Source organism: Caulobacter sp. UNC358MFTsu5.1 (genome assembly GCF_000712075.1).
GTDB lineage: Bacteria > Pseudomonadota > Alphaproteobacteria > Caulobacterales > Caulobacteraceae > Caulobacter.
This window is the reverse complement of record NZ_JONW01000009.1, coordinates 133,006-150,038: the sequence shown is the minus strand read 5'-3', so window position 1 is coordinate 150,038 and position 17,033 is coordinate 133,006. Positions and strand designations below refer to the sequence as shown.

Below are 17,033 nucleotides of genomic sequence, written 5' to 3'. Positions count from 1 at the left end.
AGCAAGGGGGCCAGCGGGCGTACGCCCGGGTGAGGGAAAAGCATGCGGATCGGACTCTATCCGGGGACCTTCGACCCGGTCACCAACGGCCACCTCGACATCATCGGTCGAGCGGTCAAGCTGGTCGACAAGCTGGTGATCGGGGTGGCGGTGAACATCGGCAAGGGGCCGCTGTTCAGCCTGGACGAGCGGGTCGCGATCCTGCAGCGCGAGACGGCGCACCTGACCAAGATCGCCCAGATCGAGGTCCTGCCGTTCGACAGCCTGCTGATGCATTTCGCCCGCGAGGTCGGGGCCCAGATGATCGTGCGCGGCCTGCGGGCCGTGGCCGACTTCGAATACGAATTCCAGATGACGGCCATGAACCAGCAGCTCGATCGCGAGATCGAGACCGTGTTCCTGATGGCCGACCCGCGCCACCAGGCCATCGCCTCGCGCCTAGTCAAGGAGATCGCGGCCCTGGGCGGCGACGTCCACAAGTTCGTGCCGCCCGGCGTGGCCGAGCAACTGCTCGGCAAGCTGGCGAAGTAGGGCCGTCCTATCGCGGCGCCGACACGCCCGCTTCGGTCTGCACGACAGGCTGGAGCGTGCCGTCGGCGTTGTAGCGAAGCCGTTCGACCGTCACCGCCCGCCGCCCGATCGCGCCGTTCTGGTCGCCGACCGCCAGGGTCGCGTTGTGCAGGAAGATGTACCAGTCGCCCTTGAACTCCACGATGCCGGGATGGATCGTGAAGCTGTACTTGCCCGACCCGGTGAGCTCGCCGCGATAGGTCCAGGGGCCGTTGATCGAGGGCGCGGTCGCGTAGGAGACGTGCTCGTCCCGCTGGGTCGACCGGTCGAGCGAGGCGTAGGTCAGGTAGTAGAGCCCCCCGCGCTTGTGCAGCCAGGGGCCTTCCTCGAAGTGCGGCGGGGTGATCTCGGTGATCGGACCGTCGATCTCGATCATGTTCGGCTTGAGCTTGGCGATGTAGCACTCGCGATTGCCCCAGGCGATCCAGGTGGTCCCGTCGTCGTCGGTGAACACGGTGGGATCGATGTCCTCCCAGCTGTGCGTGCCCTTGGGCGTCATCTCGTTGGTGATCAGGGCGGACCCGCGTGCGTCGACGAAGGGGCCCGTCGGCCGATCCGAGACCGCCACGCCGATGGCCTTGCCGGGATGGGTGCTGTCGTGCTCGACGGCGGCGTAGAAGTAGAACTTGCCGTTCTTCTCGATCGCCTGCGACGCCCAGGCGTCCTTCTTGGCCCACTTGAAATCCGTGGCCTTCATGATCGGCGGATACGAGGTCCAGCTCTTCATGTCGGTGGTCGAATAGACCAGCCATTCGCGCATGTTGAACATCTCGTCGCGCTGGGCCTCGTCGTGGCCGACGTAGAGATACAGGCGATCGCCGACGACCAGCGGGGCGGGGTCCGCGGTGAACTTGTCCCGGAAGAGGGGGTTGGAACCCGGCGCGGCGCCGGCTCCGTCGCTTGCCCCGGAGGGTGACGCGACGGACATGGCCGTCGCCAGCGCAAGCGCCATCCAGACCGACTTCATGTTCGTGCTCCTCCCGTAGCGATGTCCAAAATTACTCAGACAAAAATGGTCGTCAATCGCTCACCTAACGACGCTACCCACGGGTAGGGGACCCCGTAGCGCCGTTCGAGGCGACTGTTGCCCTCTTGCGTACCACAAATTGTTAGCGTTACCAGTTGTCGGACATAAGTGGCGCTCGCGGTCCTTCCCATGGACCGTGCGGACAAGCCTCGACCAAGCAGGAGGAACGTCGTGAGAAACTTGAATTCCGTGCAGTCCGATCGTGCAGGACGATCCCTTCGCGCCGGCCTGGGCGCCGTGGTCCTGGCGTTGGCCTTGGCCGGCGGGGCGTGGGCGCAGGACGACAAGATGACCCCGATCGCGGTCCCAGCCCAGCCGAACGCGATCGTGCTGGACACCGGGCCCTTGCCGGGCGCGACCTCGCCGGAGTCCTGGCATCGCCAGTACAACAGCGTCTTCGCCCGCAACGTCACGGTGGCGACGCTGACGCCCTTCCTGCCGGATCCGGCCAAGGCCACGGGGGCGGCCGTCATCGTCGCGCCCGGCGGCGGCTTCCGCACCCTGTCGATGGAGAACGAGGGCTGGGACGTCGCCCGCGCGCTGGCCGACAAGGGCGTGGCCGCCTTCGTGCTCAAGTACAGGCTCAATCCGACGCCGGCGGACATACCGGGCTTCGAGCGGTCGATGGCCGAGATGTTCTCGGCCACCGCCAACAGGCCGCGGCCCGATCCCCAGGTCGCGATCGCCGGCCTGGCCCCGCAGATCGCCGACTCGCGCGCCGCGTTCGCGCTGGTCCGCCAGAGGGCCGCGGAGTGGCGGATCGACCCCGACCGCGTCGGCATGGTGGGCTTTTCCGCCGGCGCCATGCTGACCCTGGCGACCACCCTGGCCGGGGACGACGCCAAGCCCGCCTTCATCGGCCTGATCTACGGCCCGCTCACGGCCGTGACCCCGCCGGCCGACGCGCCGCCGATGTTCGTGGCGCTCGCCGCCGACGATCCGTTCTTCGCCCATAGCGGCATAGGGCTGATCGACAGCTGGCGGGCCGCCAAGCGCCCGGTCGAGTTCCACCTCTACGAACAGGGCGGCCACGGGTTCGGCATGTACCCGAAGACCACCACCAGCACCGGCTGGTTCGACGCCTATGTGCGTTGGCTCGGCATGCACGGCCTGCTGAAGCCCAAGTCTTAGTATCCGCCGGGGACATGCCCTTGCGGCGTGTCCCCATCAGCTCGCGCCGAGCTCGGTCTTGGGGACACGCCGCAAGGGCATGTCCCCGGCGCGGGGATGAAGCCGTGCCGGAAACTCGCCGGAATCTTCAGCTTAAACGCGGCGCTACTTGTCGTAGGCGCGTCGGCGTTCTACGCCGTCAGACCAGTTCTATCCGGGGATCTCCATGAAGCTTGCGTCCATCGCCGCCGTCCTGGCGCTCACCGCGGCCTCCGCCGCCAGCGCCCAGCAGGCCTCCGGCTGGCGAACGCCCGACCCCGAGAACATCCTGGTGGTCGACACCAACAAGGGCCGGATCATCGTGGAGCTGTCGCCCGAGGTCGCGCCGAACCACGTGGCGCGCGTGCGCGATCTGGCCAAGGCCCACTTCTATGACGGCCTGACCTTCTTCCGGGTCATCGACAGCTTCATGGCCCAGACCGGCGACCCGAAGAACGACGGCACCGGCGGGTCGGACCAGCCGAACCTGGCCGCCGAGTTCCAGTTCCGCCGCGGTCCCGGCTACGTGCAGATCGGCAAGACGGGCTCGACCGAGATGGGCTTCGTCGGCGCCCTGCCGGTCTACAGCCAGAACAGCGCCCTGGCGGCGATGACCGCCGACGGCAAGGTCTCGGCCTGGGGCGCCTTCTGCCCCGGCGTGCTGGGCATGGCCCGCGCCAACGACCCCGACAGCGCCAACAGCCAGTTCTTCTTCATGCGCCAGCACTACGCCTCGCTGGAGAAGACCTACACGCCGTTCGGCCGCGCCCTGACCGGCATCGAGGCCATCCGCGCCATCAAGACCGGCGAGCCGGTGGCCGCGCCGCAGGACCAGATGACCACCGTCCGCGTGCTGTCCGACATCCCGGCCGCCCAGCGCCCCAGCATCCAGGTGATGGACACCCGCTCGCCCGCCTTCACGGCCCTGGTCGAGAAGAAGAAGGCCGAGATGGGCGGGGCGTTCGGCCCCTGCGACGTCGCCGTGCCGGTGCAGGTGAAATAGGCTCGGTCAACCAGCCTCAGGGGGAAATCCGATGATCCGTCCGCTGCTCGCGTCCGTCGCCGTGCTGTCGGCCTTCGCCGGCCAGGTCCAGGCCGCGCCGAAGATCGCGCCGCCCAAGGCCGCCGATTGGCGCACGCCCGCGCCCGAGGACGTGGTGGTCATCGACACCAACAAGGGGCGCATCGTCGTGGAGCTGGTCCCCGAGGTCGCGCCGGGCCACGTGGCGCGCTTCCAGGAACTGACCCGCACCGGGGTCTATGACGGCCGCACCTTCTTCCGGGTGATCGACCGCTTCATGGCCCAGACCGGCGATCCGGACGACACGGGGGAGGGCGGTACGAAGCTGCCCAACCTCAAGGCCGAGTTCACCTTCCGCCGCGACGCCGCGACGCCGTTCGTGGCCGCCGCGGCGCCGGCCGGGACCGAGGTGGGCGTCCTGAAGTCGCTGCCGGTCGTCAGCCAGGCCTGGAGCTGGGCCGAGGTCACCTCGGACAAGAAGGTCTCGGCCTGGGGGACCTATTGCCCCGGCGTGGTCGGCGAGGCGCGCGACGAGGACCCCAACTCGGCCAACAGCCAGTTCTTCCTGATGCGCCAGGCCTATCCCTCGCTGGACAAGCGCTACACCGCCTTCGGCCGGGTGCTGTCGGGCCTGGACGTGGTGCGGGCCATCAAGACCGGCGAGCCGGTCGAGAAGCCGCAGGACAAGATGACCAAGGTGCGGCTGCTGTCCGACATCCCGGCGGCCGAGCGCCCGACGGTCCGGGTGGTCGACACGGGCAGCGCTTGGTTCAAGGCCGAGATCGCCCGCAAGCGGGCGGCGCGGGGCGCCGATTTCTCGGTTTGCGACCTCGATCTGCCGGTCGACGTTCGCTAGCGGGCAAGCTGAGCTGTGACAATTGATCCGCGTCCGGGATGCAACCGGGCGGTTTCCCCCTTGTGGAAAGCGGGATAGAAGCCTTCCCGACTCTCTTCCTCCCCCTCTTCAAGCTTAAGGGATGACCATGTCGGCCGACCTCGAAAACACCCTGCTGCTGACGCTCGAGACCGGGCCTGTCACGATCAAGATGCGTCCCGACCTGGCCCCGGGCCACGTGGACCGCATCAAGGAACTGGTCCGCGAGGGCTTCTACGACGGCGTGGTCTTCCACCGCGTGATTCCCGGCTTCATGGCCCAGGGTGGCGACCCGACCGGCACCGGCCGCGGCGGTTCGGCCAAGCCGGACATCAAGGCCGAGTTCTCCAAGGAGCCGCACGTGCGCGGCGTCTGCTCGATGGCCCGCACCCCCGATCCGAACTCGGCCAACAGCCAGTTCTTCATCGTGTTCGACGACGCCACCTTCCTGGACAACCAGTACACCGTCTGGGGCCAGGTGGTCGAAGGCATGGAGAACGTCGACGCCCTGCCGACCGGCGAGCCGCCGCGCAATCCGGGCAAGATCCTCAGCGCCAAGATCGCCGCCGACGCCTGAGCGCCGCGGCCTTGAGCTGAACTTGAACTGAAAAGGCCCCGGGAGACCGGGGCCTTTTTTCTGCGCGCCTACCGGGTGAGCGTCACGACCACGGCGCGATGGTCCGAACCCAGCTTGGGGCCGCGCTCGACCTTGACGGTCTTCCAGGCCTTGCCGGCGTAGACGTGGTCGATCGGCAGGATGGGGAAGGGCGCGCTGGCGATGCGCGAGAACTCGCCGCTGGGCCAGCTGGCCAGGGCCCGCGTCCGCCGCTTCAGGCCCAGGGCCTTGTCCTGCCGGCGCAGGCTCCACGACCAGGGCGTGGAGTTGAAATCGCCGGTGACGATCAGGGTGTCCTTGGGGAACGGCGACAGGGTCTTCGCCAGCAGGCGGCTCTGCGCCTGCTGCGGGCCGCCGGGGAAAGGCCAGATGAAATGGGTGGCCGCCACGGTGAACGGGCCCTTGGGATGGTCCAGCGTCGCCCACGCCCCGAACAGCGGCAGCTTGTCCTCGGTGAACGAGCGGTGGGCGCGCAAGGGCCAGCGGCTGAAGATCCAGGTGTCGCAGCCCTGCCGGTCACGGCAGGTCAGGTGGTTCGGATAGGCCTTGGCCAGGGCCCGGACCACCGGGAAGGCCGTGCCGCCGCCTTCCTCGATCATCACCACGTCGGCGTTCTGGCTCAGGATCCAGTCCGCGGTGGCCTTGGGATTGTTGTTCTCGCCCCAGACGTTGAACTGGACCAGTTTCACGGTCGCGCCGGGGACGGGCTTGGCCGGCGCGTGCAGGCCGGAGAGGACCTCCGGGACGATCAGGAGGCCGGTCGACAGCACGCCGACGGCGGCCAGGCTCATGACCGCGCGGCGTTCGGCGTCGCGGGCGAAGATCGCGGCCAGGGCCATGCCGGCCAGGCCCACGGCCAGCCAGACGGGCGCGACGTGGGTCAGGGCGTCGAGTTGCACGCTGAACGCCCCGCCCAGGCACGCCAGGCCCGCCGCCGCCGCCACGAGGCTGAGCATGAGCGCGGTGCCGCGCAGGAACAGGTTGGCGAGGTGCAGGATCAGAGGCATGACCACGCCTTAGCACGACCGCATGACGACCGCGCCAGCCTTACTCGCCGCCGAAGTACAGGAAGGCGACCTTGCTGAAACGCCGGTCGCCGACCTGCAGGTCGCCGGTCAGCACGGTCAGGGTTTCGCCCGGCCCGGCGGCCTTGGCGTCGGCCAGGGCCTTGAGGTCGAAGGCGCCGTCGAAGCTCACCTGGCCCAGCCCGGGGGCCACGCCGTGGAAGCTGACCTGCTGGCCGTCGACGCGGTAGGCGGTCGGCATCACCCGCAGCGACACCGTGTGATAGGTCTGGCCCAGCTCGTTCTCCGCCGTCGGACTGGTGACGTCGTCGAAGGCCAGGAAGATCGGCGCGAAGGTGGCCGGCCGCTTGCCCGCCTCCCAGTCGGCGAAGTCGCTGGGCTGGCCGATGTTCAGCGCGGTCAGCTTCAGGTCGCCCGACCGCACGTCCGCCTCGGTGAAATAGTAGCCGAACGCGTCGAGGGCCGGGTCGTGCGAGAAGGTCACCGGGGCCGGCGGGACGGCGGCGGGCGCGGTGGAGGGCGCGGGCGCCGTCTCGGGCGCCTTGGTCTCGGCGGCGGGCTTGCAGGCGGCCAGCGACAGGCAGGCGCAGGCGGCCAACAGGTGGCGGATCGTGACGGTCATTGGCTCCCCCCGCTGATGCGTCGGACCGCAGGATGACCGCGCGAGGCCGGGTTTGTCCATCCGGCTCGGACCGGCGCGGCGCCAGGACGCTTGACCTTCCCGCCCCGTCGTGGCCTTGAAGCCGCCCCATGCGCCTGTCCGACTTCGATTTCCACCTGCCCGACGAGGCGATCGCCCTGCGGCCGGCCGAGCCGCGGGATTCCGCGCGCCTGCTGGTGGTCCGCCCCGGCGCCCCAAGAGAAGACGGGGGCCTGGAAGACCGGATCGTCCACGAGCTGCCGGACTTCCTGCGGCCCGGCGACGCCCTGGTCTTCAACGACACCCGGGTGATCCCGGCGCGGCTGATGGGCTTGCGGGCCGGCCGTGAGACCGGCGGCGGCGACGGTTCGCCCGTCTCGGTCGAGGCCACCCTGCACAAGCGCGTCGCGCCGGACCGCTGGATCGCCTTCATGCGTCCCGGCAAGCGCCTGAAGGAAGGCGACCGCATCGCTTTCGGCCATGACTGCGATCGCGGGTGCATGGCCGGCCTGCTGGACGCCACCGTCGTGGCCAAGCACGAGGGCGGCGAGATCGAGCTGGCCTTCGACTTTTCCGGCGTCGACCTGGACCTGGCCGTGGCCGCCCACGGCGAGATGCCGCTGCCGCCCTACATCGCCGCCAAGCGCGCCGAGGACGACCGCGACCGCGCCGACTACCAGACCGTCTACGCCCGCGAGGACGGCTCGGTCGCCGCCCCGACCGCCGGCCTGCACTTCACGCCCCAGCTGCTGGAGGCCCTGAAGGCCAAGGGCGTCAGCCTGCACTTCGTCACCCTGCACGTCGGCGCGGGCACCTTCCTGCCGGTCAAGACCGACGACGTCTCCGAGCACAGGATGCACGCCGAGTTCGGCGAGGTCCCGGCCGCGGTCGCCGACGCCCTGAACGCCGCCCGCGCCGCCGGCGGCCGCATCGTCTGCGTCGGCACCACCAGCCTGCGCCTGCTGGAGAGCGCCACGGGCGAGGACGGCGTGATCCGGCCGTTCGCCGACGAGACGGCGATCTTCATCACGCCCGGCTACCGCTTCCGCGCCGCCGACGTGCTGATGACCAACTTCCACCTGCCCAAGTCGACCCTGTTCATGCTGGTCAGCGCCTTCGCCGGCCAGGCGACGATGAAGGCGGCCTATGAACACGCGATCGCCACGGGCTATCGCTTCTATTCCTATGGCGACGGCAGCCTGCTGTTCCGCGCCGATTTCGAGCAAACCTGATGGTCGCCTTTCCCTTCGAGATCTCGGCCACGGACGGCGCGGCCCGGACCGGCGTCCTGAAGACCCCGCGCGGCGACATCCGCACCCCGGCCTTCATGCCGGTCGGCACCGCCGCCACGGTCAAGGCCCTGACGGTCGACCAGGTCCAGGACACGGGCGCCGACATCATCCTGGGCAACACCTACCACCTGATGCTGCGCCCCACGGCCGAGCGGGTGAAGCGCCTGGGCGGGCTGCACAAGTTCATGCGCTGGGACAAGCCGATCCTGACCGACAGCGGCGGCTTCCAGGTGATGAGCCTGTCGGGGATCAGCAAGGTCACCGAGGAGGCCGTCACCTTCTCCAGCCACATCGACGGCTCCAAGCACGTGCTCAGCCCCGAGCGGTCGATGGAGATCCAGGCCGACCTCCTGGGCAGCGACATCGTCATGCAGCTGGACGAGTGCGTGGCCTGGCCGGCCGAGGAGAAGCGGGCCCGCGAGGGCATGGAGCTGTCCGCCCGCTGGGCCAAGCGCTCCAAGGCCGCCTTCGGGACGCGCGACGCCCAGGCCCTGTTCGGCATCCAGCAGGGCTCGACCTTCCGCAACCTGCGCCAGGAGTCCTCCGAGCGGCTGCAGGAGATCGGCTTCGACGGCTACGCCCTGGGCGGGCTGGCGGTCGGGGAGGGGCACGAGGCCATGTGCGAGGTGCTGGACTACGCGCCCGCGATGCTGCCCCAGGATCGTCCGCGCTACCTGATGGGCGTGGGCAAGCCGATCGACCTGGTGGAAGCGGTCTATCGCGGCGTCGACATGTTCGACTGCGTCCTGCCCACCCGCTCGGGCCGCCACGGCCAGGCCTGGACCTGGGACGGGGCGATCAACATCAAGAACGCCCGCTACGCCGAGGACGAGGACCCGCTGGACCCGACCAGCGACTGCCCGGCCAGCCGCGACTATTCCAAGGCCTATCTGCGCCACCTGTTCAAGGCCGAGGAGATCCTGGGCCAGGTGCTGCTGTCCTGGCACAACATCGCCTTCTTCCAGGCCCTGACGGCCGCCATGCGCGCCGCCATCGCCGAAGGCCGGTTCGAGCAGTTCCGCCGGGACTTCCGGGAACGGCACCAGGGCGGGTAGGGCGGCCTAGCTCGACGGGACGGGCACGCGCCGATTCCGCCCCCTGCGCCTCAGCCAGACGCCGAGCGAGCTGGCGATCAAGCAGGCTGGGATCAGGAGCAGCGCCCAGACGATCAGGGCGACCAGTATGTAGGCCGGACCATCGATCGAACGTGGATCGGGTCTGGTCGCCGGGCCGAGCCAGGCGAAGAGGCCGACACATGCCGGCGCGACAAGACCGCAGATCAGGGCGACCGCGAGCCCCTTCCATCGGGTGAGGGCCGCCAGGGCGTAGGCTCCCGCGCCCGTGACGGCGAAGGGAACGGCGACCGCGGCGGCGACGCCGTATGTCAGCAGACTTGGCGATTCCACGCGCCCTCCCGAACGTCAGACGTTCTCGACCACAGCCTTCCGACCTACCACACCTTGTAGAACGGCTTTTTCTTCTTCTTGGGCGGCGACGCAGCCTGCTCCGGCGCGTCGACCACGGGCGTGTCGGCCGTGGCGGTCGCGGTATCGGCGGTGGCGTCCGGCGGTGGCTGGTCCTTCTCCCAGGGGAAACGCTTCTCGACGATGGGCGCGGCGGGCTTGGCCAGGTGCTGGGGCGTGGCCGGCGGGTTGCAGCCGCGCGCCTCGCCCAGGCCCTTCAGATAGGCGCGGCGGATCGCGCCCGAGGCGACCGCGTGCTGCACCAGCTTGTCGTGCTTTTCGGCGCCGCTGAGCTTGCGGACCCAGCCGCGCATCGGGATCAGGTCCTGGGCGGCGCTGGCCATGGCGCCGAAGGCGGCCGAGCCGGCCATACGCTTGCTGCGGTCCAGCAGGTCCTCGTCGTCCTCCGGCGGCCGCCGATCGACGTCCTCGCCCAGCGCCAGGTCCAGCGGCGCGACCATCATGATCAGCGTGTCGCAACTGATCTTCTTGCCGGGCGGCCGGGCGTAGGGATCGGCCATGGCTTCCAGCAGCACCGGCGGGATCTTGGTGCGGACGATGTTCATGTCGCGCAGCGGCGCCTGAGCCGCGCCGGTGATGCCGTCCTTGTTGGCGTCGGAGGTCGTCTGGATTTTCTGCGGCGGCGGTTCCGAATTGGACGCGCAGGCGGCCAACACGGGAACGGCGACGGCGAGAAGCACGAGACTGCGCATGGACCGACCCTACCGCGCGAAAGATGCGTTCGTCATCTCCCTCTCCATGCGAAACCGCGCTTGCGACGCGAGCGCCCCCCGACTATGTTCCGCGCCGCTTCCACCGGCCACCCGCCGTGTCGATGCGGGCCGGTAGCTCAGTGGTAGAGCATTCGACTTTTAATCGAATGGTCCTGGGTTCGAATCCCAGCCGGCCCACCAATCTTCCCTTTGAAATAACGGACGAAATTCGCCACCCCGGAGACGCCCTCCGGCGGTGGGGCGCTCGGGATCGGCGCGGCGCATCCGTGTGCTCTCGGACGATCCGGGGCGCGGCGCGGAACGGACCCCGGCGAATCGAATCCCGGCCGGCGCCACGACCTCGACCGGTCGATGTCGGTAGGAGGCGACACCGAAAGTTGAATCGTCTAGCTGTAGCGACGGGGTTGTCGGGAGTGGGCGTTTGAGGGCGGGGGCTGGTGTGGATCGCAACGCGGCGTCGCCGGGTTTCGACGGCGCGTCGGACGCTTTCGCGCGCGCCCACGGCGCCCTGCTGCGCGGCAAGGACCTGCAGTTCGAACCGACCGCCGCGCCCAAGCCGCCGGACGTGCCCGATTGGCTGCTGGCGATCGGCAAGGCCCTGGCCGCCCTCGCGCCGTATCTGGCCTGGGTGTTCTGGGGCGGGTTGATCCTGGGCGCGGCGCTGATCCTGTATTTCCTGGCCCGCGAGCTGATCGCCACGCGCTGGCCCAGTTTCAAGACGACCAAGGGGCCGCCCCTGCAGGACGACGGCTGGCGCCCCACCGCCGCCAAGGCGCGGACCCTGCTGGAGGACGCCGACAAGCTGGCCGCCGCCGGCCGCTTCGCCGAGGCCGTTCACCTGATCCTGTTCCGCAGCATCGAGGACATCGAGGGCAAGCGCCCGGACCTGATCAAGCCCGCCCTGACCAGCCGCGACATCGCCGAGCTGGAGGGCGTGCCCGAGCGCGTGCGCCGCACCTTCAGCGAGATCGCCCGGGTGGTGGAGCGAAGCTTCTTCGGCGGCCGGTCGGTCGGCGCCGAGGAATTCGCCGCCTGCCGCCGGGCCTATGAGGGCTTCGCCTTCGCCGAGGCCTGGCGATGAGCGACGTCCAGCCCGCCGTCGCGACGGAAAGCCCCGGCGACGGCGACCGCGGCCTGTTCTCGCCCAAGGTCGTGCTGGGCATGATCCTGGCCGGGGTGTTCGCCTTCTCGGCCTTCGTGGTGCTGTCGACCTACGCGCCCGACCTGCAGTCGGGCGACAACGGCCGGGCCCACGCCCTGTCGAAGTCGGCCGTCGGCTACGGCGGCATGGTGCGGCTGCTGGGCAGGCTGGGCGAGCCGGTGATCGTCAGCCGGCGCGACCTGCGGCGCGACGAGCCCGGGCTGATCATCTTCGCGCCGGACGTCAACGTCACCCGGGACGCCTACGTCAAGGCCGCCCTGCTGTCGTCGCGGACCCTGGTGGTGCTGCCCAAGTGGCGCGGCGGGCTGGACCCCAAGCATCCGGGCTGGGTCATGGGGCTGGAACCCGTGCGCCCGAGCGAGCAGGCCGATCTGCTGAAGGCCGTCGGCATCCCCAAGGCGGTGACGACGCTCGCCAAGGATTCGGGTCCGCGCCGGCTGGTCGGCGCGCCGGGCGGCCTGTTCGACGGGATGTCGGTCGACACCGGTCCGATCAGGAACCTGCAGAGCATATCCGGCCCGAACCTGGTCCCCGTCCTCACCGACGCCCAGGGCCGGGTCGTCCTGGCCCGGCGGATGCCGACCGAAACCTACATCCTGGCCGACCCGGACCTGATCAACACCATGGGCCTGAAGGACATCCGCACGGCGCGCGCCGGGGTCGGGATGCTGCGGGTCCTGCGCGACCGCGCCATCCCGGACGGCGGCTACAAGCCGAAGGAGAGCAAGGTCATCGCCTTCGACGTGACGCTGAACGGCTTTTCCCGCTCGCGCAGCGTGCTGAAACTGGCCTTCGAGGCGCCGTTCGTCGGGGCCACCCTGTGCCTGGTGGCCGCCGCCGCGCTGATGGGGCTGCACGCCGCCGCGCGGTTCCGGGCGGTGCGGCGCGGCGAACGGGCCCTGGCCCTGGGCAAGGACGCCCTGATCGACAATTCCGCCGGCCTGATCCGCATGGCCCGCCGCGAACCGGCCCTGGCGCCGCGCTACGCCGAGCTGCAGCGCGCCGCCGCCGTCAAGGCCCTGGGCGGCCTGCGGGCCGGCGGCTCGCGCCTGGAGGGCCAGGCCCTCACCGACTTCCTGGACCGTCAGGGCGAGCGTTTCGGCGCGGCCGACAGCGCCTCGCGCCTGGACGAGGAAACCCGAACGGTCCGTTCGCTCGGCGACCTGATGAAGGTCGCCGCAAAATGGCATCAGTGGAGACTGGAGATGACTCGTGAACGTGGCTGACGTGCAGGCGCTGGCCGGCAGGATCCGGGCGCAGACGGCCAAGGCCGTGGTCGGCCAGAACGACACCATCGACCTGATGCTGACGGCCTTGTTCGCCGGCGGCCACGTGCTGCTGGAAGGTCCGCCCGGCACGGCCAAGACCTTCCTGGCCCAGTGCTTCGCCCAGGCGGTGAACCTGCAGTTCGGGCGCATCCAGTTCACGCCCGACCTGATGCCGGGCGACATCCTGGGCGCCAACCTGTTCAACTTCCAGACCAGCGCCTTCACCCTGGTGAAGGGCCCGATCTTCTGCGAGCTGCTGCTGGCCGACGAGATCAACCGCACGCCGCCCAAGACCCAGGCGGCCCTGCTGGAAGCCATGCAGGAGCGCAACGTCACCCTGGACGGCGAGCGCCATCCGCTCAGCGAGCGCTTCATGGTGGTGGCCACCCAGAACCCGCTGGAGCAGCAGGGCACCTATCCGCTGCCCGAGGCCCAGCTGGACCGCTTCCTGTTCAAGCACGTGCTGGCCTATCCCAGCCTGGCCGAGGAGACCGCCATCGTCGCCAGCCACGGCGGCCGCACCGGGCAGTTCTCGCCGGAAAGCTTCGGCGTCGAGCCGGCCGGCGACACGCGGACCATCTCCGAGGCCGTGGCCGCGGTGGCGTCCGTGCGCCTGACCGACGACATCGTCCGCTACATCGTCGGCGTGGTGCGGGCGACGCGCGACACCGGCGAACTGTCGGGCGGGGCCTCGCCGCGCTGCGCGGCCATGCTGGCCGTGGCCGCCCGGGCCCGCGCCGCCCTGGAAGGCCGCGACTACGTCATCCCCGACGACGTCAAGGCCCTGGCCCTGCCGGCCCTGCGCCACCGCGTGATCCTGTCGCCCGCCGCCGAGATCGAGGGCCGCAAGGTCGACGACGTGGTGCGCGGCCTGGTCGACCAGGTCGAGGCGCCGCGATGATCCTCAAGACGACTTTGGAAGGCTAGGGGCCGACCTTGCGCATCTATCCCACGGCGCGGGCGATCTTCCTGACGGTGCTGGGCGCGCCCCTGGCGCTGGCGGCGGCGCTCGTCTCCGCGCGCCTGTGGCTGGTCGGTCCCGCCTGGATCGCGCTGGCGGCGGCCCTGCTGTTCGTCGACGCGCTGCTGGCCCCGGGCCGGCGGCGCATGCAGCTGAGCCTGACCGCGCCCGGCGCCATGGCCAGCGGCGCGACCAGGCCGGTCCTGCTGCAGGCGACGTTCCCGCGCGGCGTGGCCCCGTGGAGCGTGGAGTTCGCCGTCGACCTGGACGACCGCCTGACCGCCGAACCGGCCCACGGTCGGGCCCGGGTGCGCGACCGCCAGGCCGGCCTGCCCCTGAGCCTGACCGCCGTCCGGCGCGGGGAGGGCAGGGTGCACCGCGTCTCGGCCCGCTGGCGCGGCCCGCTGGGCCTGATGTGGAAGCAGCGCGACGACGCCCTGGAGCAGGTGATCCCGGTCACCCTGGACATCGCCGGCGTCAAGGAGGAGGCCTTGCGCCTGTTCTCGCGCGATCCGTCGGTGGGCCACCGCCTGCAGCTGGACCTGGGCGGCGGCAGCGACTTCCACGCCCTGACCGACTTCCGACCCGGCATGAACCGCCGGGCCATCGACTGGAAGCAGTCGGCCCGCCACGGCGCGCTGCTGGCCAAGGAATTCCACGTCGAGCGCAACCACCACATCGTAGCGGCCATCGACACCGGCCGACTGATGAGCCAGCCCCTGCTGGGCAAGCCGCGCCTGGACCACGCCCTGAACGCCACCCTGCTGCTGGCCTATGTGGGCCTGAAGATGGGCGACAAGGTCGGGCTGTTCGGCTTCGACGCCAAGCCGCACGTGTCGAGCGGCGTCACCTCGGGCCCCAACGCCTTCGGCGCCCTGCAGCGCCTGGCCGCCTCGATCGACTATTCGACCGAGGAGACCAACTACACCCTGGGCCTGACCCAGCTGTCGGGCCAACTGTCGCGGCGTTCGCTGATCGTGGTGTTCACCGACATCGCCGACTCCACCAGCGCCGAGCTGATGCTCGAGAACGTCGGCCGCCTGCTGCGCCAGCACCTGGTGCTGTTCGTGATGATGCGCGACGAGGAGCTGGAGGCGATCGAGCGCAAGGCGCCCGTCGAGGCCGACGACGTGTCGCGCGCCGTGGTCGCCGCCTCGCTGCTGCGCGAGCGCGACGTGGTGATCACCCGCCTGCGCCGCATGGGCGTGGAGATCGTCGAGGCGTCGGCCGACCAGGTCGGTCCGGCCCTGCTGGCGAGCTATCTGGACCTCAAGCGCCGGGACCTGCTCTGATGGCCGAACTGCACCTGAAGAGCTACCGCTTCCGCGCCGAGCGCGAGGACGACTGGCGCCGGCTGGAGAAGCTGCTGACCAAGGTCGGCAAGGGTTCGGCCCGGGCGCTGAGCGACGAGGAGCTGCTGGCCATGCCGGTGCTCTACCGCCAGGCCCTGTCGTCGCTGTCGGTGGCCCGCGCCACCTCGCTGGACCAGGGGCTGGTCGACTATCTGGAGAGCCTGAGCACCCGGGCCTATTTCCTGGTCTACGGCACGCGGTCGAACCTGGTCGAGCGGGTGGGGGGCTTCTTCACACGCGCCTGGCCCGAGGCCGCCAAGGCCCTGTGGCGCGAGACCCTGGTCAGCTTCCTGCTCACCCTGGCCGGGGTGCTGGCGGCCTATTTCCTGACCCTGCACGACCCGGACTGGTTCAGCGCCTTCGTGCCCGACAGCCTGGCCGACGGGCGCGGCCCCGCCGCCTCGGCCGAGGCGATGCGCAGCACGCTCTACGACCACGGCGAGCACAAGGGCCTGTCGGTGTTCGCGGCCTTCCTGTTCACCCACAATTCGGGCGTGGCCCTGTTCGCCTTCGCCCTGGGCTTCGCCTTCTGCCTGCCGACCGCCATGCTGATGGCCTACAACGGCGCGATGCTGGGGGCCTTCCTGGCGGTGTTCGGCATGCGCGGTCTGGGCTTCGAGGCCGGGGGCTGGCTGGCCATCCACGGGGTCACCGAGATCTCGGCTGTCATCCTGGCCGGGGCCGCGGGCCTGCGGATCGGCTGGACCCTGGCCTTCCCCGGCGACCTCAGCCGTCCGGCCGCCATGGCCCAGGCGGGACGGCAGTCGGCCACCCTGATGGCCGGGGTCGTGGTCATGCTGTTCTGCGCCGGCATCCTGGAGGGCGTCGGCCGGCAGGTGATCCAGAACGACTGGGCCCGCTACGGCATCGCCCTGGCCACCCTGGCGATCTGGCCGGCCTATCTGTACCTGCCGCGCCGCCGGAGCGCCGCATGAAGCCGGCGACCAAGACGGCCAAGGCCGCGGCGGCGACCACGCCCTACGATCCCGGCGCGCGCGAGGACACCCGCGCCCGGTCGCTGGTCACCCCGGAGGGTGTGGACCTGAAGCTGCGCCTGGGCGACGCGGGCGAGCGCGCCGCCGCCCTGTTCATCGACCTGGCGATCATGCTGGGCGTGCTGATCGCCTTCTTCCTGCTGGCCGTCCTGACGATGGTCGGCACCAAGGGCAAGGGCTGGGAGCTGGTCGGCACCCTGGGGCTGCTGGTGTTCTTCATCCTGCGCAACCTCTACTTCGTGCTGTTCGAGCTGACCCCGGGCGCGGCCACGCCGGGCAAGCGGGCCATGGGCGTGCGGGTGGCGGCGCGCAACGGCGGCCGCCTGACCGCCGACGCCATCTTCGCCCGCAACGCCATGCGCGAGATCGAGCTCTACCTGCCCCTCAGCTTCCTGGCCTCCAGCGGCGACAAGGTCAGCGCCTGGATCAACCTGGCGGGGCTGGTGTGGTGCCTGGTCTTCGTGCTGTTTCCGCTGTTCAACCGCGACCGCCTGCGGGTGGGCGACATGGTCGCCGGGACCTGGGTGGTCAAGGCGCCGACCCGCAAGCTGGCGCCCGACCTGGTCGAGACCTCGCGGCCGCCGGTGGGGCGCTTCAAGTTCACCCAGGCCCAGCTGGACGCCTACGGCGTCAAGGAGCTGCACGTGCTGGAGGACGTGCTGCGCCGCTACGAGAGCAAGACCATCGCCCTGGTCGCGGCTCGCATTCGCCTGAAGATCGGCTGGCAGGCCGCGCCCTACGAGTCGGACGGCGACTTCCTGGCGGCCTATTACGCGGCCCTGCGCGGACGGCTGGAATCGCGCCTGCTGCTGGGCAAGCGACGCAAGGACAAGCACGACAAGAGTTGACGCCCAGGTGGCGGGGCGGTCGTTATAACGTTGCGG

Annotated in this window: 17 protein-coding genes and 1 tRNA gene; 14 read left to right on the top strand and 4 right to left on the bottom strand. The window is 70.2% G+C overall.

Annotated elements, in window-relative coordinates:
- Positions 1-42 precede the first annotated feature (42 nt).
- Positions 43-531: a pantetheine-phosphate adenylyltransferase gene (coaD, locus tag BR39_RS0118120; protein WP_029914812.1), complete on the top strand. Its 489-nt coding sequence runs from the start codon at positions 43-45 to the stop codon at positions 529-531.
- Between the two features lie 7 nt (positions 532-538).
- On the opposite strand, the gene BR39_RS0118115 is transcribed toward coaD, so the two are convergent.
- Positions 539-1,537, bottom strand: coding sequence for a glycoside hydrolase family 43 protein (locus BR39_RS0118115; RefSeq protein ID WP_231499504.1), 999 nt, complete (start codon positions 1,535-1,537; stop codon positions 539-541).
- A gap of 231 nt (positions 1,538-1,768) precedes the next feature.
- Here BR39_RS0118115 and BR39_RS0118110 point away from each other — a divergent pair, with 231 nt between their 5' ends.
- The 4 genes from BR39_RS0118110 to BR39_RS0118095 all read left to right on the top strand — a co-directional run bounded on the left by BR39_RS0118110 (position 1,769) and on the right by BR39_RS0118095 (position 5,218).
- Positions 1,769-2,728, top strand: a complete 960-nt coding sequence (locus BR39_RS0118110; RefSeq protein WP_051695884.1) for an alpha/beta hydrolase — start codon at positions 1,769-1,771, stop codon at positions 2,726-2,728.
- A gap of 205 nt (positions 2,729-2,933) precedes the next feature.
- Positions 2,934-3,749 carry a peptidylprolyl isomerase gene (locus BR39_RS0118105; RefSeq protein ID WP_029914807.1) on the top strand — a complete coding sequence of 272 codons (816 nt, stop codon included), beginning with the start codon at positions 2,934-2,936 and terminating at the stop codon, positions 3,747-3,749.
- A 31-nt stretch (positions 3,750-3,780) separates the two neighbouring features.
- Complete coding sequence (locus BR39_RS0118100; RefSeq protein ID WP_029914806.1) at positions 3,781-4,623, top strand: peptidylprolyl isomerase; 843 nt, start codon at positions 3,781-3,783, stop codon at positions 4,621-4,623.
- Positions 4,624-4,750: 127 nt separating this feature from the next.
- A complete protein-coding gene (locus tag BR39_RS0118095; RefSeq protein ID WP_029914804.1) occupies positions 4,751-5,218 on the top strand; it encodes a peptidylprolyl isomerase in 468 nt (155 codons plus the stop codon).
- A 68-nt stretch (positions 5,219-5,286) separates the two neighbouring features.
- Here BR39_RS0118095 and BR39_RS0118090 read toward each other — a convergent pair whose 3' ends face one another.
- Both BR39_RS0118090 and BR39_RS0118085 read right to left on the bottom strand, forming a co-directional pair.
- Positions 5,287-6,264 carry an endonuclease/exonuclease/phosphatase family protein gene (locus BR39_RS0118090; protein WP_029914802.1) on the bottom strand — a complete coding sequence of 326 codons (978 nt, stop codon included), beginning with the start codon at positions 6,262-6,264 and terminating at the stop codon, positions 5,287-5,289.
- A 40-nt stretch (positions 6,265-6,304) separates the two neighbouring features.
- Positions 6,305-6,904 carry a hypothetical protein gene (locus tag BR39_RS0118085; protein ID WP_029914800.1) on the bottom strand — a complete coding sequence of 200 codons (600 nt, stop codon included), beginning with the start codon at positions 6,902-6,904 and terminating at the stop codon, positions 6,305-6,307.
- A 128-nt stretch (positions 6,905-7,032) separates the two neighbouring features.
- Between BR39_RS0118085 and queA the strand changes: the two genes are divergently transcribed.
- Positions 7,033-8,154 (top strand): tRNA preQ1(34) S-adenosylmethionine ribosyltransferase-isomerase QueA, encoded by a 1,122-nt coding sequence (gene queA, locus BR39_RS0118080; protein ID WP_029914799.1) that lies wholly within the window; start codon positions 7,033-7,035, stop codon positions 8,152-8,154.
- Complete coding sequence (gene tgt, locus BR39_RS0118075; protein ID WP_029914797.1) at positions 8,154-9,269, top strand: tRNA guanosine(34) transglycosylase Tgt; 1,116 nt, start codon at positions 8,154-8,156, stop codon at positions 9,267-9,269. Before queA ends, tgt begins: the two co-directional genes overlap by 1 nt.
- A gap of 395 nt (positions 9,270-9,664) precedes the next feature.
- On the opposite strand, the gene BR39_RS0118065 is transcribed toward tgt, so the two are convergent.
- A complete protein-coding gene (locus BR39_RS0118065; RefSeq protein WP_029914791.1) occupies positions 9,665-10,390 on the bottom strand; it encodes a hypothetical protein in 726 nt (241 codons plus the stop codon).
- Positions 10,391-10,516: 126 nt separating this feature from the next.
- Here BR39_RS0118065 and BR39_RS0118060 point away from each other — a divergent pair.
- The 7 genes from BR39_RS0118060 (at position 10,517) to BR39_RS0118030 (ending at position 16,997) form a co-directional block, all read left to right on the top strand.
- Positions 10,517-10,591 (top strand) — tRNA-Lys (locus tag BR39_RS0118060).
- Between the two features lie 259 nt (positions 10,592-10,850).
- Positions 10,851-11,492 (top strand): hypothetical protein, encoded by a 642-nt coding sequence (locus BR39_RS0118055; protein ID WP_029914789.1) that lies wholly within the window; start codon positions 10,851-10,853, stop codon positions 11,490-11,492.
- Positions 11,489-12,799, top strand: coding sequence for a hypothetical protein (locus BR39_RS0118050; RefSeq protein ID WP_051695881.1), 1,311 nt, complete (start codon positions 11,489-11,491; stop codon positions 12,797-12,799). Before BR39_RS0118055 ends, BR39_RS0118050 begins: the two co-directional genes overlap by 4 nt.
- Positions 12,786-13,742: a MoxR family ATPase gene (locus tag BR39_RS0118045; RefSeq protein ID WP_029914785.1), complete on the top strand. Its 957-nt coding sequence runs from the start codon at positions 12,786-12,788 to the stop codon at positions 13,740-13,742. Before BR39_RS0118050 ends, BR39_RS0118045 begins: the two co-directional genes overlap by 14 nt.
- Before the next feature lie 35 nt (positions 13,743-13,777).
- Positions 13,778-15,094: a DUF58 domain-containing protein gene (locus BR39_RS0118040; RefSeq protein WP_231499503.1), complete on the top strand. Its 1,317-nt coding sequence runs from the start codon at positions 13,778-13,780 to the stop codon at positions 15,092-15,094.
- Positions 15,094-16,089 (top strand): stage II sporulation protein M, encoded by a 996-nt coding sequence (locus tag BR39_RS0118035; protein WP_029914781.1) that lies wholly within the window; start codon positions 15,094-15,096, stop codon positions 16,087-16,089. The genes BR39_RS0118040 and BR39_RS0118035 overlap by 1 nt, the downstream gene beginning before the upstream one ends.
- Positions 16,086-16,997 carry an RDD family protein gene (locus BR39_RS0118030; protein WP_029914779.1) on the top strand — a complete coding sequence of 304 codons (912 nt, stop codon included), beginning with the start codon at positions 16,086-16,088 and terminating at the stop codon, positions 16,995-16,997. The genes BR39_RS0118035 and BR39_RS0118030 overlap by 4 nt, the downstream gene beginning before the upstream one ends.
- Positions 16,998-17,033: the final 36 nt, after the last annotated feature.

What these genes read in the sequence shown, in the direction of transcription:
- BR39_RS0118090 (WP_029914802.1), bottom strand. Translation starts at nt 6,264, where the DNA reads ATGCCTCTGATCCTGCACCTCGCCAACCTGTTCCTGCGCGGCACCGCG.
- BR39_RS0118095 (WP_029914804.1), top strand. Translation starts at nt 4,751, where the DNA reads ATGTCGGCCGACCTCGAAAACACCCTGCTGCTGACGCTCGAGACCGGG.
- tgt (WP_029914797.1), top strand. Translation starts at nt 8,154, where the DNA reads ATGGTCGCCTTTCCCTTCGAGATCTCGGCCACGGACGGCGCGGCCCGG.
- BR39_RS0118085 (WP_029914800.1), bottom strand. Translation starts at nt 6,904, where the DNA reads ATGACCGTCACGATCCGCCACCTGTTGGCCGCCTGCGCCTGCCTGTCG.
- BR39_RS0118100 (WP_029914806.1), top strand. Translation starts at nt 3,781, where the DNA reads ATGATCCGTCCGCTGCTCGCGTCCGTCGCCGTGCTGTCGGCCTTCGCC.
- BR39_RS0118030 (WP_029914779.1), top strand. Translation starts at nt 16,086, where the DNA reads ATGAAGCCGGCGACCAAGACGGCCAAGGCCGCGGCGGCGACCACGCCC.
- BR39_RS0118050 (WP_051695881.1), top strand. Translation starts at nt 11,489, where the DNA reads ATGAGCGACGTCCAGCCCGCCGTCGCGACGGAAAGCCCCGGCGACGGC.
- queA (WP_029914799.1), top strand. Translation starts at nt 7,033, where the DNA reads ATGCGCCTGTCCGACTTCGATTTCCACCTGCCCGACGAGGCGATCGCC.
- BR39_RS0118105 (WP_029914807.1), top strand. Translation starts at nt 2,934, where the DNA reads ATGAAGCTTGCGTCCATCGCCGCCGTCCTGGCGCTCACCGCGGCCTCC.
- BR39_RS0118065 (WP_029914791.1), bottom strand. Translation starts at nt 10,390, where the DNA reads ATGCGCAGTCTCGTGCTTCTCGCCGTCGCCGTTCCCGTGTTGGCCGCC.
- coaD (WP_029914812.1), top strand. Translation starts at nt 43, where the DNA reads ATGCGGATCGGACTCTATCCGGGGACCTTCGACCCGGTCACCAACGGC.
- BR39_RS0118035 (WP_029914781.1), top strand. Translation starts at nt 15,094, where the DNA reads ATGGCCGAACTGCACCTGAAGAGCTACCGCTTCCGCGCCGAGCGCGAG.
- BR39_RS0118115 (WP_231499504.1), bottom strand. Translation starts at nt 1,537, where the DNA reads ATGAAGTCGGTCTGGATGGCGCTTGCGCTGGCGACGGCCATGTCCGTC.